Source organism: Robertmurraya korlensis (genome assembly GCF_023715225.1).
Taxonomy (GTDB): Bacteria; Bacillota; Bacilli; order Bacillales; family Cytobacillaceae; genus Robertmurraya_A.
In genome coordinates this window covers 192,683-207,678 of sequence record NZ_JAMBNS010000002.1, presented here as the reverse complement: position 1 = coordinate 207,678, position 14,996 = coordinate 192,683, and the positions used below count along the sequence as shown (strand labels likewise).

12 protein-coding genes are annotated in these 14,996 nt (G+C 39.1%); all 12 read left to right on the top strand.

The features are described from left to right. Window positions 1–52: 52 nt before the first annotated feature. Complete coding sequence (locus M3175_RS05425) at window positions 53–361, top strand: hypothetical protein (RefSeq protein WP_251515682.1); 309 nt, start codon at window positions 53–55, stop codon at window positions 359–361. 9 nt (window positions 362–370) lie between these two features. Continuing rightward, window positions 371–988, top strand: coding sequence for a hypothetical protein (locus tag M3175_RS05420; protein ID WP_251515680.1), 618 nt, complete (start codon window positions 371–373; stop codon window positions 986–988). Window positions 989–1,134: 146 nt separating this feature from the next. Further along, complete coding sequence (gene rpsB / locus M3175_RS05415) at window positions 1,135–1,833, top strand: 30S ribosomal protein S2 (RefSeq protein WP_251515678.1); 699 nt, start codon at window positions 1,135–1,137, stop codon at window positions 1,831–1,833. A gap of 150 nt (window positions 1,834–1,983) precedes the next feature. Continuing rightward, window positions 1,984–2,868: a translation elongation factor Ts gene (gene tsf, locus M3175_RS05410; RefSeq protein ID WP_251515676.1), complete on the top strand. Its 885-nt coding sequence runs from the start codon at window positions 1,984–1,986 to the stop codon at window positions 2,866–2,868. A gap of 145 nt (window positions 2,869–3,013) precedes the next feature. Further along, a complete protein-coding gene (pyrH, locus tag M3175_RS05405) occupies window positions 3,014–3,739 on the top strand; it encodes a UMP kinase (RefSeq protein ID WP_251515674.1) in 726 nt (241 codons plus the stop codon). Further along, window positions 3,739–4,296: a ribosome recycling factor gene (frr, locus tag M3175_RS05400; protein ID WP_251515672.1), complete on the top strand. Its 558-nt coding sequence runs from the start codon at window positions 3,739–3,741 to the stop codon at window positions 4,294–4,296. The genes pyrH and frr overlap by 1 nt, the downstream gene beginning before the upstream one ends. A 280-nt stretch (window positions 4,297–4,576) precedes the next feature. Beyond that, window positions 4,577–5,350, top strand: coding sequence for an undecaprenyl pyrophosphate synthase (uppS, locus tag M3175_RS05395; protein ID WP_251515670.1), 774 nt, complete (start codon window positions 4,577–4,579; stop codon window positions 5,348–5,350). Between the two features lie 21 nt (window positions 5,351–5,371). Continuing rightward, entirely contained in the window at window positions 5,372–6,163 is a 792-nt protein-coding gene (locus M3175_RS05390; RefSeq protein WP_251515668.1) for a phosphatidate cytidylyltransferase, read from the top strand. Window positions 6,164–6,219: 56 nt separating this feature from the next. Next, window positions 6,220–7,362, top strand: coding sequence for a 1-deoxy-D-xylulose-5-phosphate reductoisomerase (locus M3175_RS05385; RefSeq protein WP_251515666.1), 1,143 nt, complete (start codon window positions 6,220–6,222; stop codon window positions 7,360–7,362). Window positions 7,363–7,379: 17 nt separating this feature from the next. After that, on the top strand, window positions 7,380–8,639 hold the full coding sequence (gene rseP / locus M3175_RS05380; RefSeq protein WP_251515664.1) for an RIP metalloprotease RseP: 1,260 nt from the start codon (window positions 7,380–7,382) through the stop codon (window positions 8,637–8,639). Window positions 8,640–8,738: 99 nt separating this feature from the next. Then, window positions 8,739–10,436 (top strand): proline--tRNA ligase, encoded by a 1,698-nt coding sequence (locus M3175_RS05375; RefSeq protein WP_251515662.1) that lies wholly within the window; start codon window positions 8,739–8,741, stop codon window positions 10,434–10,436. 141 nt (window positions 10,437–10,577) lie between these two features. Then, the gene (locus M3175_RS05370) at window positions 10,578–14,894 is read left to right on the top strand and encodes a PolC-type DNA polymerase III (protein ID WP_251515660.1); all 4,317 of its coding nucleotides are present in this window, start codon (window positions 10,578–10,580) and stop codon (window positions 14,892–14,894) included. Window positions 14,895–14,996 lie beyond the last annotated feature (102 nt).

Genomic DNA, 14,996 nt, shown 5'->3' with positions numbered 1-14,996 from the left:
TAGACGTTATTTTCATTTGTACATAATTTAGGTAGGGAGATGGCAACCGGGTATGAGTTTAAAAGCAATAGAAATGCAAATTGCTCTTCCTAGGATGCAAGATGCTAGTAAGCTTCAAGAACAGATACAGCAGCGTGGACAGCAGCAAAATGATGTTGCAGCAAACAGCGTTGCAAAAGAAGTAGAAAAAAATAGAAACTCAGTTAATAAGCATGAGCAAAAGGAACAAGTACGCCTAAAGGATCAACAACGAAATAAGAATGGGAACCAAGAGGGGAAGAAAAATAAAAAAAATAAAGAGAGACAGCCAGTGAAAGAAGTTCATCCATATAAAGGAAACTTTTTTGACTTTTCCGGATAGAGGGATGATATGACAAGTGTATTTTTGTTTATCAGTATCGTATTAAATATAATTGCTTTGTTTTCCATTGTGATCTTATACCTTCGTCAGTCAAAGCTTTTTGAAGTGGAGAAGAAGCAACAAAAAATGATCGAGGAAATGGAAGATGTTATTTCAACTTATTTGGCTGAAATGAGAGAAGAAAATGAAAGCTTTATTAAGAGAATGACAAAGGCAGCTACCAAGCAATCCCCAGAGCAAAAAAATAAAAAGAAGAAAGAAGTCAGCGGAGAACCAATCCCTCCGAGTGCAGAAGAAGAGAAGAGACCATATTCAATTAAAAGTTCAAAGAGCCAGGCTGTTAAGGCTTACAAGATAGGTGCGATACAGCCATTGACTGATGAAGACGTAGAGGTACTACTTCCAGACTTTACTGAGGCTGAAGACCCTACTTTGGACCCCAATGTGGAAAAGGAAGAAGAGGGAAATCTGCAAGAAGTGACGGAACCAAAAGAAAAGAGCCTGCTAGAGGAAGTAGTATATTTACAAGAGCAAGGCCTTACATATGAAGAAATTGCTAAAAAGCTTCATAAAGGTCGGACAGAGATAGAACTTTTACTTAAATTTCGTCAAAATAATCAAGAATAAACTTGATTGTAAGAGTTGATTATGCTATATTAACTCTTGGTGTTAATACACACGCTTATGGATTTGGACAAAGGGTGCTGTTTCGACAGTTTTGTCTAAAGTTGAAATGAGCGGAGGAAAATAAAAACCATTAGGAGGAAACAAACATGTCAGTAATTTCAATGAAGCAATTACTTGAAGCTGGTGTACATTTCGGACACCAAACTCGCCGCTGGAACCCTAAGATGAAGAAATATATCTTCACTGAGCGTAACGGCATCTACATCATCGATCTTCAAAAAACAGTTAAGAAGGTTGAAGAAGCTTATAACTGGGTAAAAGAACTAGCTGGTAACGGTGGAACAGTTCTTTTCGTTGGTACAAAGAAGCAAGCTCAAGACTCTGTAAAAGAAGAAGCAATCCGTTCAGGCCAGTACTATGTTAACCAACGTTGGTTAGGTGGTACTTTAACAAACTTCGAAACAATCCAAAAGCGTATTGCACGCCTTAAAGATATCGAAAGAATGTCTGAAGATGGTACATTTGAAGTACTTCCTAAGAAAGAAGTTGTTCAACTGAAGAAAGAGCAAGAGCGCTTAGAAAAGTTCTTAGGCGGAATTAAAGATATGAAGCAACTTCCTGATGCTTTATTCATTATCGACCCTCGTAAAGAGCGTATTGCAGTTGCTGAAGCACATAAATTAAACATCCCTATCGTTGGTATCGTTGATACAAACTGTGATCCGGACGAAATCGATGTTGTTATCCCTGCAAACGACGACGCTATTCGTGCTGTTAAGCTATTAACTGCTAAAATGGCAGATGCTATTTTAGAAGCGAAGCAAGGCGAAGAAGTTACAGCGTAATACGTTTTGACCTGAGGAAACACTAGTTACTAAAAGGTGATAAGAGGGACCCCCTTTATCACCTTTTTTTAAAGAATGAACACGAATCTTGACTAGCTTTTTCATAGCTAGTTAACACTAAAATACATAGCTTTTAAGGAGGAAACTCACATGGCAGTAACGGCTCAAATGGTAAAAGAATTACGTGAAAGAACAGGCGCAGGTATGTTAGATTGCAAAAAAGCACTTCAAGCAACTGAAGGTGATATGGAAAAAGCAATCGACTTCTTACGTGAAAAAGGTATGGCTAGCGCGGCGAAGAAGGCAGACCGTGTAGCAGCTGAAGGAACTACTTATATCCTTACTCAAGGAAACGAAGCAGTTATTCTTGAAGTTAACTCAGAAACAGATTTCGTTGCTAAGAACGAAGGTTTCCAAGTACTAGTAAAGGAACTAGCTGAGCACGTTCTAGCTAACAAGCCAGCTTCAGTTGAAGAAGTAAATGCACAAACAATGGCTAACGGTTCAACTGTTGAGTCTTACGTTAACGCAGCTATCGCTAAAATTGGTGAGAAAATCTCTCTTCGTCGTTTTGAAATCAAGTCTAAAGGCGACAACGACGCATTCGGTGCTTACCTACACATGGGTGGACGCATTGGTGTGTTAACAGTATTAGAAGGAACAGCTGACGACTCTGCTGCTAAGGATGTTTCAATGCATATCGCTGCCTTAAACCCTAAGTATGTGTCTCGTGACGAAGTTTCTGCTGAAGAAATTGAGCGTGAGCGTCAAGTTCTAACTCAACAGGCACTTAACGAAGGTAAGCCAGAAAACATCGTAGCAAAAATGGTTGAAGGCCGCCTAAGCAAATACTTCCAAGACGTTTGTGTGAACGACCAAGCATTCGTTAAGGATCCAGATCAAAAAGTAAAAGCATTCGTTGAATCAAAAGGTGGAAAGATTCGCGAATTCATCCGTTACGAAGTAGGAGAAGGTATCGAAAAGCGTGCTGATAACTTCGCTGAAGAAGTAATGAACCAAGTAAAAGGTAACTAATAGAAGCGGAGATAGCTTGTTCTGACCCTAGGGTCATGCTGTCACAGCTGGATATCGAGAGAGTAAACTCTATTCCTAGGGAACACACCTGTGTTCCCTATTTTTCAAGAAAGCTTAAAGTAGTAATATACATATGGAGGTTTCTATGACCAGTCCGAAATATAAACGCGTCGTACTAAAACTAAGTGGTGAAGCACTAGCTGGTGAGCAAGGCTTCGGTATTAATCCAAAAGTGATTAAATCAGTTGCCGATCAAGTAAAGGAAATTGCAGATTTAGATGTTGAAGTAGCCGTTGTTGTTGGTGGCGGAAATATCTGGCGAGGTAAAATTGGTGAAGAGATGGGAATGGATCGTGCGAATGCAGACTATATGGGGATGCTAGCAACGGTCATGAACTCATTGGCGCTTCAAGATAGCCTAGAACAATCAGGTGTGGAAACGCGTGTACAAACTTCTATTGAGATGCGACAAGTAGCGGAACCTTATATTCGCAGACGAGCGATTCGTCATCTTGAAAAGAAGCGAGTTGTTATTTTTGCAGCAGGTACTGGAAATCCTTATTTCTCAACCGACACAACAGCTGCATTACGTGCTGCGGAAATTGAAGCAGAAGTCATCTTAATGGCGAAGAATAATGTAGACGGAGTATATTCTGCTGATCCTCGTATTGATAAAACAGCAAAGAAGTATGATGAGCTTTCTTATTTAGATGTACTTAAGGAAGGGTTAGCTGTCATGGATTCAACTGCTTCTTCTTTATGTATGGATAATGATATACCACTTCTTGTTTTCTCTATTATGGAGCAAGGAAATATCAAGCGTGCCGTAATGGGCGAATCCATTGGGACTATTGTGAGGGGGAAAAAATAATGCCGAAACAAATCGTTGCAAATGCGAAAGAACGTATGAATAAAGCTATCAGTGCTTACTCTCGTGAACTTGCTGGAATTCGTGCAGGACGTGCGAATGCATCAATGCTTGATCGAATTACAGTTGACTATTATGGAGCACCAACTCCAATTAACCAACTTGCCGGTGTTTCTGTACCAGAAGCGCGTATGCTTGTGATTCAACCTTATGATAAATCAATTTTAAGCGATATTGAGAAGGCAATCTTAAAATCAGATATCGGTATTACTCCTTCAAATGATGGAAGCATCATTCGTCTTGCGATTCCTCAGTTAACAGAAGAGCGTCGTAAGGAATTGGTAAAGGTAGTAAAGAAAGAATCTGAAGATGCTAAAGTTGCTATTAGAAACATCCGTCGTGATGGAAATGATGACTTGAAAAAGCTTGAAAAGAATGGTGAAATCACTGAAGATGATCAACGTGGCTATTCGGATGATATTCAAAAATTAACGGATGAGTATATTACAAAGGTTGACCAGCTAACAAAAGACAAAGAGAAGGAAATTTTAGAGGTTTAATGAACCGAGAGAATACCCTCTATTTATAGGGGGTTTTTCTGTTCTAATGAATTTGAATTCTTTTCCAAGCGGTGCTTTAGTTTTTTAGAGATATCTCTTCTCTTTTTTGGTATGATAAAAGCAGGCAAAATTAGGTACCTGCTTTTTTCATTACGCTCTTTTCTAGCGGTACAGTGTACAATGATAAAGACAAATAAATACATTGTGACTAGAGAAGAAGCATTATTACAACTAAATGTAGTCTTTTAGCCACATGATTACATTTTGGAGGAGCCGTCTTATGTTAGAGAAAATAAAGCTTTGGAAGAGTAAACCCTCTTCTGAACTCATCGATCGGATAACAACAATAAAAAATCAATCTGTACCCGCTCATATTGCTATTATTATGGATGGGAATGGACGTTGGGCGAAAAAACGGGCATTGCCTAGAATCGCAGGTCATCATGAAGGGATGAAGGTTGTCCGTAAGATTACGAAACTTGCAAATGAATTGGGAGTATCCACGTTAACTTTATATGCATTTTCAACAGAAAACTGGAAGCGACCGAAAATGGAAGTTGACTACTTGATGAAATTACCTGAGGAGTTTTTAGGAACCTTTCTCCCAGAATTGATAGAAGAAAATGTTCAAGTCCGAATGATTGGATATAAGGAAAGTCTACCCGCTCATACGCTTAATGCAATTAATCGAGCGATAGAAGACACGAAGGACAATGATGGGTTAGTTCTAAATTTTGCTCTTAACTATGGAAGCAGAGCAGAAATTTTAGAAGCTGTAAAGAACGTCTTAAAAGACCATAAAAGTGGTATACTGACAGAGAATAATATAAATGAAGAAGTATTTTCAAACTACTTAATGACGAGTGAATTAAGTGATCCGGATCTACTCATTCGTACGAGTGGTGAAATACGGTTAAGTAACTTTATGCTCTGGCAACTAGCTTATACCGAATTTTGGTTTACAGACGTACTGTGGCCAGATTTTTCAGAAGAACACTTAGTCGAAGCAATCGAAGTATTCCAAAACCGTCAGAGGCGGTTTGGGGGAGTATAATAAAGGTGTTGACACAATAAGATGAAACAAAGAATTATTTCGGCAATTATATTTGGGGCGATATTTATCCCTTTAGTAATTTTGGGTAAATTACCCTTTGTTCTATTAGTGTATGTTTTAGCAACAGTAGCACTGTACGAACTGTTAAAAATGCGAAATATCCAACTAGCCTCTATACCGGGGCTCATTTCAATGCTTGTGCTTTGGATTTTTTTAATACCGAAGCAGTTGCAAAATATCTTTGGACCAATGCACTATACGAAGGTTGAATTTGCCCTTTTAGCGGTTTTGCTGTTGTTAACTTACACGGTTGTCACAAAAAATCGCTTTACTTTCGATGATGTTTCCTTTTCGATAATGGCAACCTTGTATATAGGAATGGGATTTTTCTATTTTATTGAAATTAGAGAAACGGCAGGGTTGATGTTTATTTTTTATTCCTTATTTATCGTTTGGGCCACAGATTCTGGTGCATATTTTATCGGGCGAGCGATGGGAAAAAATAAGCTATGGCCTGATATAAGCCCAAATAAAACGGTTGAAGGATTTATCGGTGGTATCGTATGTGCAGTTATTGTAGCTGTCTTTTTTGCCTTGTTCTCTCTTGAGACAGTATCCACAATAAGACTTCTTATTGTGACGGTTTTCTTATCTGTTTTTGGACAGGTTGGCGATCTTGTCGAATCCGCACTAAAACGACATTATAACGTAAAAGATTCAGGTAATATCATGCCTGGACACGGGGGCATCCTAGATCGATTTGATAGCTTGCTGTTCGTTTGGCCGGTCTTATATTTTATTTTGCTACCGTAACATCATATCCGGGAATCTTTTAGAAAGGTTCTCGCTTTTGAATCGGAGTTGGAAAAATGAAGTACATAAGTTTATTAGGTGCAACTGGTTCTATCGGAACACAAACTCTTGATATAATAAAAGAGCACCCTACAGAGTTTAAATTAGCAGCCATGTCAGTCGGTAGAAATATTGATTTAGCTAGAAAGCTGATAGCCGAATTTCATCCTGAATTAGTCTGTGTGTTAAATAAAGATGACGCTGAGAGTTTGAAGCTGGAATTTTCAAATATAAGCTTTACCTACGGGCTCGAAGGGTTAAGTGAAGTAGCGGTATATAAGAAATCTACCATTTTGGTTAATGCAGTAATGGGTAGTGTGGGGCTTGAACCTACATTGCATGCGATTGAATCTGGAAAAGCGATTGCTTTAGCCAATAAAGAGACACTAGTCACAGCTGGTCATATCATCATGAATGCTGTTCGTCGAAATCAAGTTCCGCTATTGCCGGTAGATAGTGAGCATTCGGCTATTTTTCAAGCGCTCCAAGGAGAATTTGAAAAGAATATTGAGAAGTTGATTTTAACCGCATCGGGTGGCAGCTTCCGTGACCGTACTCGAACAGAGTTAGAAAATGTAACGGTACAAGATGCGCTTAATCATCCAAACTGGTCCATGGGTGCCAAAATTACGATTGACTCGGCTACTATGATGAACAAAGGGTTAGAAGTTATTGAAGCGCATTGGCTGTTTGATATTCCCTATGAAAAGATTGATGTTGTGTTACATAAGGAGAGTATCATACACTCTATGATTGAGTTTCATGATAGCAGTGTCATGGCCCAGCTAGGGACTCCAGATATGAGAGTACCAATTCAATATGCTTTAACGTATCCAGATCGGTTACCATTAAAGACAGCTCAAACATTAAACTTAGCGAAAGTCGGCCAACTCCATTTTGCAGAAATGGACTTAGATCGATTTCGCTGCCTAAAATTTGCCTATGATGCAGGAATTGCTGGAGGGACACTTCCGACCGTTCTTAATGCGGCAAATGAAATAGCGGTTGAGGCGTTTCTAAAAGGAAAGATCACCTTTTTGCAAATTGAAGATATAATTGAAAATGCGTTAACGAACCATCAATCAATAATGGAGCCAAGCTTAGCAGAAATTAAAGCGGTTGACGACGAGACACGCAAGTATGTGAATTCACTTCTATAAAAAAGGGTGGTTATAATTTGAACACAGTCATAGCCTTTATCATTATTTTTGGGGCACTCGTATTTTTCCATGAATTAGGACATTTTATCTTTGCAAAACGAGCAGGTATTCTTTGTCGTGAATTTGCAATTGGAATGGGTCCGAAAGTCTTTTCGTATAAAAAAGGAGAGACGCTCTATACGATTCGTTTATTGCCGATTGGCGGATATGTTCGCATGGCTGGAGAAGATCCCGAGATGGCTGAAATTAAACCAGGCTATCGTGTAGGACTAATACTGGACAAGAATGAAGTGATCGAGAAAATCATACTTAACAACAAAGAAAAGTATCCGGATGCTAGGATCATTGAAGTGGAATATGCAGATATTGAACAAAAATTACAAATAAAAGGCTATGAAGAGGGAGAAGAAGATATATTAAAAACCTTTTCTATTAGTCGAAATGCATATTTAGTTGAAAATGGCGCAGAAACATTGATTGCACCATATGATCGCCAATTTGTTTCTAAAACATTAGGTCAGAGAACCATGGCCATTTTCGCTGGGCCAATGATGAATTTTGTATTAGCTTTTCTTATTTTTGTTGTTATTGCTTTATGGCAAGGAGTACCGACAAATGAGCCTATCTTAGGAAAGTTAACGGCAGATGGAATGGCCATGCAGTCCGGATTACAAGAAGGGGATATCGTTCAGAGTATCGATGGCGGTGAAATATCTACTTGGGAAGATGTTGTAGAAATTATTCGCCAAAACCCTGAAAATGAATTAGAGTTTTTGGTTTCTAGAAACGGTGAGGAGATTGAAATTCCAGTTACACCAAAAGCACAAGAAGTGGATGGGACAGAAATTGGAATTATTGGTGTATATAACCCAATGGAAAAATCTCCTGTAAAGTCTGTAACGTATGGGTTTAAAGAAGTATACTATTGGACGGTTGAAATTTTCTCTATGCTTGGGAAACTAATCGTGGGACAATTTTCAATTGATGCACTGTCTGGTCCAGTTGGTATTTATGAGTCAACTGCCACGGTTGCTAAATCTGGAGTTATGTACCTGATGAAGTGGGCGGGAATATTAAGTATTAATCTTGGTATTATGAACTTGCTTCCAATTCCTGCTTTAGATGGTGGAAGATTGATGTTCTTTGCAGTAGAAGCATTGAGAGGAAAACCGATCGATCGTCAAAAAGAAGGCATGGTTCATTTCATTGGATTTGCACTTCTGATGCTCCTAATGCTAGTAGTTACTTGGAATGATATACAAAGGATATTCCTTTAATCTGACGTGAGGCTGTCCCAAAAGAGGTGTCAGACACTTCAAGGGGCAGCCTTAAAATATAAATTTATTAAAATGAATTGGTCGAAGAGGTGCTAGTAGATGAAACAGAGTATGACGCTAATCCCAACTTTAAGGGAAGTTCCAGCAGATGCAGAGATTAAAAGTCATCAGCTACTATTAAGAGCTGGTTTTGTTAGACAAAATGCTAGTGGAATTTATAGTTATTTACCAATGGCTCAGCGAGTACTAAAAAAAATTGAGACAATTGTTCGTGAAGAGATGGACAATGCAGGTGCAGTAGAACTGCTTATGCCTGCGATGCAACAAGCAGAACTTTGGCAGGAATCAGGTCGTTGGTACACCTATGGACCTGAATTGATGAGATTGAATGACCGTCATGACCGAGAGTTTGCTCTTGGGGCAACTCATGAGGAAGTCATCACTAGCTTAGTAAGAGACGAAGTAAAATCTTATAAGCGACTGCCCTTAGCACTTTACCAAATTCAAACGAAGTTTAGAGATGAGAAAAGACCACGTTTTGGTTTGCTTCGTGGAAGAGAGTTTATCATGAAAGATGCCTACTCTTTTCACTCATCTCAAGAAAGTCTTGACGAAGTATATGATCGTTTATTTACTGCCTACTCTAATATTTTTAGCCGTTGTGGGTTGGACTTCCGTGCAGTTATTGCGGATTCTGGAGCTATGGGTGGAAAAGATACGCACGAGTTTATGGTGTTATCTGATGTTGGGGAAGATACGATTGCATACTCTGATACTTCTAACTATGCGGCTAATATTGAGATGGCGCCGGTAGTGAACACGTACGAAAAATCCAATGAACCACAAAAAGAGATGGAAAAGGTTCTGACTGAAAATAAAAAGACAATTGAAGAAGTGGTTGGATTTTTAAATGTTGATGCATCAAAGTGCATTAAATCACTATTGTTTAAAGTGGATGATCAATATGTACTTGTACTTGTACGTGGCGACCATGAAGTAAACGATATTAAGTTAAAGAACTTATACTCAGCGAGCGTGGTTGAACTAGCCACTCCAGATGAGACGAAGGAAATTCTAGGTTGTTCTATTGGTTCATTAGGACCTGTTGGAGTAAGTAAGGTGGAAATCGTTGCTGACCCAGCCATTCAAGCCATTGTTAACGGAGTATGTGGAGCAAACGAAGAACACCATCACTTCATCAACGTAAATGCTGATAAAGATTTCTCAGTATCAAAATATGCTGATATCCGCTTTATTCAAGAAGGAGATCTATCTCCAGACGGTCAAGGTAGAATTGTTTTCGCAAAGGGAATTGAAGTAGGACATGTGTTCAAGCTAGGAACTCGCTACAGTGAAGCGATGAATGCTACTTATTTAGACGAGAACGGAAAATCGCAGCCAATGATTATGGGTTGCTATGGGATTGGTGTATCAAGAACGTTAGCAGCTGTGGCCGAGCAATTTAATGATGAAAATGGTCTCGTATGGCCAGCTCAAGTTGCACCTTTCGAAGTTCATTTGATTCCAATCAACTTGAAAGATGAAGCTCAAGCAAAACTATCATCAGAGTTATATGAACAATTAAAAGCTCAAGCGTTCGAAGTCCTTATGGACGATCGTGCTGAAAGACCAGGAGTTAAGTTCGCAGATTCAGATTTAATCGGCCTACCTGTCCGTGTTACGGTTGGTAAAAAGGCAGCTGAAGGAATTGTAGAACTAAAGGTACGCAAAACCGGTGAAATGCTAGAAGTTCACAAAGACGACCTTCTACAAACCATTGCTGGCTTATTAAAATAATGTTTAATTATTCGGATCCGCTCAACACGGATCCGATTTTTTTCCCATTGATTGGCTATCTGTTTAAAAGGCTTTCAATAATTTCTTTATGATATAATAACTACTAGTTTGACTAGAAATGAAATGGAGAGGAGAGAGTTGATGAACGGATCATCTGGTAAGGAACGATTCCAACTATTGCTCCAGCAGCTACAACTAACGGATGACAGAATCATGCCGTATTTTCAAGATGCTATGATTGACAAAGTATTAATTGAAAAATCTAAAAGACAATGGAATTTTTATTTTTCGTTTGAAAAGATTTTACCTATTAATGTCTATCAATCGTTCACTAATAAATTACAAACAACCTTCTCACATATTGCCTCAATCTCGTACAACATACAGGTAAGAGATCAGCAAGTAACTGAGGAATTAATACTAGAATATTGGAACAGTTGCATACAACAAATCGATGGCATATCACCACCATTAATTAAGCTTTTAAATGAACAAAAGCCAAAAGTCCAAGGTTCAAAAATCACCATCTTTGTTGGCAATGATCTCGAGGGATTAGCCATAAAGAGAAAATATGCAAGCTTTATTTCTGATGCCTACAGCTTTTTTGGATTTCCCCAAGTGGTGATTGATACCGAGGTCAACAGCGAAGCCTCTACTGAACAATATGAGCAATTTATCGAGGCAAAAATGAGGGAAGATAAAGAAAGAGGTATGCAGGCTGCGATTGAGATGGATAAGCAGGAAGCAGAGAAAGAAGCTACCGGTGGTACGGGTGAATACACCGGTCCATTGACTATTGGATTAACGATTAAAGATGATTCTGATTTTAGAAAAATCCAAGATATTGTTGATGAAGAACGTAGAGTTGTTGTGGAAGGGTATATTTTTGCTGCAGAAACAAGAGAGCTTCGTAGTGGAAGAACTCTATTAACCTTTAAAGTTACTGATTATACAAGCTCGATCATGGTAAAAATGTTCTCTCGTGATAAAGAGGACGCAGCTCTATTTCAAAACGTGAAAAAGGGTATGTGGGTGAAAGTAAGAGGAAGTATTCAAAACGATACATTCGTTCGAGATCTGGTTATGATTGGAAATGATATCAATGAAATTAAACCAGTCGAGCGTCAGGACACTTCTTCTGAAAAGCGTGTAGAACTTCATCTTCACACACCAATGAGTCAGATGGATGCTGTGTCACCAGTTAGTGCATTAGTGTCTCAAGCAAAGAAATGGGGACATAAAGCAATTGCCATTACAGACCATGCGGTAGCACAATCATTTCCGGAAGCGTTTGGAGCCGGAAAAAAGAACGATATTAAAATCCTTTACGGGGTGGAAGTGAATCTCGTAAATGATGGTGTTCCGATTGCTTATAATGAAGCGGAGAGGCTACTTGCAGAAGAGACGTATGTAGTATTTGACGTGGAGACAACTGGATTATCTGCCGTTTACAATACAATTATTGAACTTGCTGCGGTGAAGATCAAAAATGGAGAAATCATCGACCGATTTGAAGCATTTGCTAACCCACATCACCCATTGTCTGCAACAATTATGAATTTAACGGGAATTACCGATGATATGCTAAAGGATGCTCCAGAGGTAGAAGAGGTTCTCGGTAAATTTAAAGAGTGGACGGGCGATGACATACTAGTTGCCCACAATGCATCTTTCGATATGGGATTTTTGAATGTTGGTTACAAGAAGTACGGACTTGGACGAGCGGAAAACCCGGTCATAGATACGTTAGAGCTTGCTCGTTTCTTATATCCTGAGATGAAGAATCATCGTTTAAATACACTAGCAAAGAAATTTAATATCGAGTTAACACAGCATCACCGTGCGATATACGATACAGAAGCAACTGGTTATCTGCTCTTAACGATGCTGAAGGATGTAATGGAAAAAGGAATACAGTATCATAACCAACTGAATGATAATATGGGTCAAGGAAATGCCTATCAACGGGCACGGCCGTATCACTGTACACTTATAGCACAAAATGATGTGGGGTTAAAGAACTTATTTAAACTCATTTCTATTTCCCATCTGAATTATTTTTATCGAGTCCCGCGGATTCCGCGCTCTGTATTACAGAAGCATCGCGAAGGAATTTTGATTGGTTCAGGTTGTGACAAAGGCGAAGTATTCGAGGGTATGATGCAAAAGGCTCCTGAAGAAGTAGAAGAGCCAGCGCGTTTCTATGATTATATTGAGGTACATCCAAAAGCGGTATATGCTCATCTTTTAGAGTTAGAGCTAGTTAATGATGAAAAATCATTAGAAGATATTATTGCTAATATTGTGAAGCTTGGTGAAAAGCTAGAGATCCCTGTTGTTGCTACTGGAAATGTACATTACCTAAACCCGAATGATAAAATTTATCGTAAAATATTAGTAAACTCTCAAGGTGGGGCCAATCCGCTTAATCGTCATAATCTACCTGATGTTCATTTCCGTACGACAAATGAAATGTTAGATGCATTTTCGTTTTTAGGAAAAGAAAAAGCGCGTGAGATTGTCATTACAAATACAAATAAAATTGCCGATATGATAGATACAATTAAGCCGATTAAAGATGACTTGTACACTCCGAAAATTGAGGGTGCAGACGAAGAAATGCGTCAAATGAGTTATGATATGGCAAGAAGAATTTATGGTGATGAACTTCCGGAAATTGTGGAGGCAAGACTTGAAAAAGAACTGAAGAGTATTATCGGTCACGGGTTTGCTGTTATCTATTTGATTTCGCATAAGCTCGTTAAAAAATCGCTTGATGATGGATACCTAGTAGGTTCGCGTGGATCGGTTGGTTCGTCCCTTGTTGCTACGATGACAGAGATAACAGAAGTGAATCCATTACCACCACATTATGTCTGTCCAACATGTAAGCATTCGGAATTCTTCAATGACGGTTCCGTTGGTTCAGGCTTTGACTTGCCGGATAAGGACTGTCCAAATTGTGGAAGCAAGTACAAAAAAGATGGACATGATATCCCATTCGAAACTTTCCTAGGTTTCAAAGGAGATAAAGTTCCCGATATCGATTTGAACTTCTCCGGAGAATACCAACCACGTGCACATAACTACACGAAGGTGCTGTTTGGTGAAGATTATGTATATCGTGCAGGTACAATCGGTACGGTAGCGGATAAAACAGCGTTTGGGTACGTGAAGGCGTATCAGCAAGATAATAATTTGCAAATACGCGGGGCTGAGGTGGAAAGATTAGCGATGGGCTGTACGGGTGTAAAAAGAACAACTGGTCAGCATCCAGGGGGTATAATCGTTGTTCCAGATTATATGGACATTTATGATTTTAGCCCAATCCAATTTCCAGCGGATGATAAAACGTCTGAATGGAAAACCACCCACTTCGACTTTCACTCCATTCACGATAACTTATTAAAGCTTGATATTCTAGGGCACGATGATCCGACCGTGATTCGTATGTTACAGGACTTAAGTGGAATTGATCCGAAGACTATTCCGACCGATGATCCTGAAGTAATGAAGATATTCAGTGGAACGGAAGCTCTAGGAGTAACGGAAGAACAAATCATGTGTAAAACTGGCACGCTTGGTATCCCTGAGTTTGGAACGCGTTTCGTAAGACAAATGCTTGAAGATACAAAGCCGACCACTTTCTCGGAGTTGGTCCAAATTTCGGGACTTTCTCACGGAACGGACGTATGGTTAGGAAATGCGCAAGAGCTAATCCACAACAACATTTGTAACCTGAGTGAAGTTATCGGCTGTCGTGACGACATCATGGTTTATCTCATCTATCAAGGGTTAGAGCCATCCTTTGCCTTTAAGATTATGGAGTCAGTTCGTAAAGGTAAAGGTTTGAGTGATGATATGGAAGAAGAGATGCGAAAGAATGAAGTGCCAGAATGGTATATTGATTCTTGTAAAAAGATCAAATACATGTTTCCGAAGGCCCACGCCGCTGCTTACGTTCTAATGGCCGTAAGGATTGCTTACTTCAAAGTGCATCATCCAATCCTTTATTATGCAGCCTATTTTACCGTTAGAGCAGAGGATTTTGATATTGATGCAATGGTGAAAGGTTCTTCAGCAATCCGAGCAGTAATTGAAGAAATCAATTCAAAAGGATTAGATGCTTCAACCAAGGAAAAAAATACCTTAACGGTCCTTGAATTGGCATTGGAGATGAACGAGCGAGGATTCTCTTTTGCGAAAGTAGATTTATACCGTTCAAGTGCTTCAGAATTCATTATTGAAGGAAACAAGCTCATTCCGCCATTTAATTCCATTCCGGGTCTAGGTACGAATGCGGCTCTTAACATCGTAAAAGCTCGTGAAGATGGAGAATTCTTATCTAAAGAAGATCTGCAGCAAAGAGGAAAGGTTTCAAAGACCATTATTGAGTATCTCGATAACCACGGATGTCTGGAATCATTACCTGATCAAAACCAACTTTCTTTGTTTTAAAATGGAATTAAAGAGGTTGTAATCCTAGTGAAAACCGGTATTGCATTTGCATAAACGGTATGGTTATGGTATAGTTTTATTGGAAATACTAAGAATAACTCT

Coding starts and splice junctions, on each gene's coding strand:
- M3175_RS05420 (WP_251515680.1), top strand. CDS start 371: ATGACAAGTGTATTTTTGTTTATCAGTATCGTATTAAATATAATTGCT.
- M3175_RS05370 (WP_251515660.1), top strand. CDS start 10,578: ATGAACGGATCATCTGGTAAGGAACGATTCCAACTATTGCTCCAGCAG.
- frr (WP_251515672.1), top strand. CDS start 3,739: ATGCCGAAACAAATCGTTGCAAATGCGAAAGAACGTATGAATAAAGCT.
- M3175_RS05375 (WP_251515662.1), top strand. CDS start 8,739: ATGAAACAGAGTATGACGCTAATCCCAACTTTAAGGGAAGTTCCAGCA.
- tsf (WP_251515676.1), top strand. CDS start 1,984: ATGGCAGTAACGGCTCAAATGGTAAAAGAATTACGTGAAAGAACAGGC.
- rpsB (WP_251515678.1), top strand. CDS start 1,135: ATGTCAGTAATTTCAATGAAGCAATTACTTGAAGCTGGTGTACATTTC.
- pyrH (WP_251515674.1), top strand. CDS start 3,014: ATGACCAGTCCGAAATATAAACGCGTCGTACTAAAACTAAGTGGTGAA.
- M3175_RS05390 (WP_251515668.1), top strand. CDS start 5,372: ATGAAACAAAGAATTATTTCGGCAATTATATTTGGGGCGATATTTATC.
- M3175_RS05425 (WP_251515682.1), top strand. CDS start 53: ATGAGTTTAAAAGCAATAGAAATGCAAATTGCTCTTCCTAGGATGCAA.
- uppS (WP_251515670.1), top strand. CDS start 4,577: ATGTTAGAGAAAATAAAGCTTTGGAAGAGTAAACCCTCTTCTGAACTC.
- M3175_RS05385 (WP_251515666.1), top strand. CDS start 6,220: ATGAAGTACATAAGTTTATTAGGTGCAACTGGTTCTATCGGAACACAA.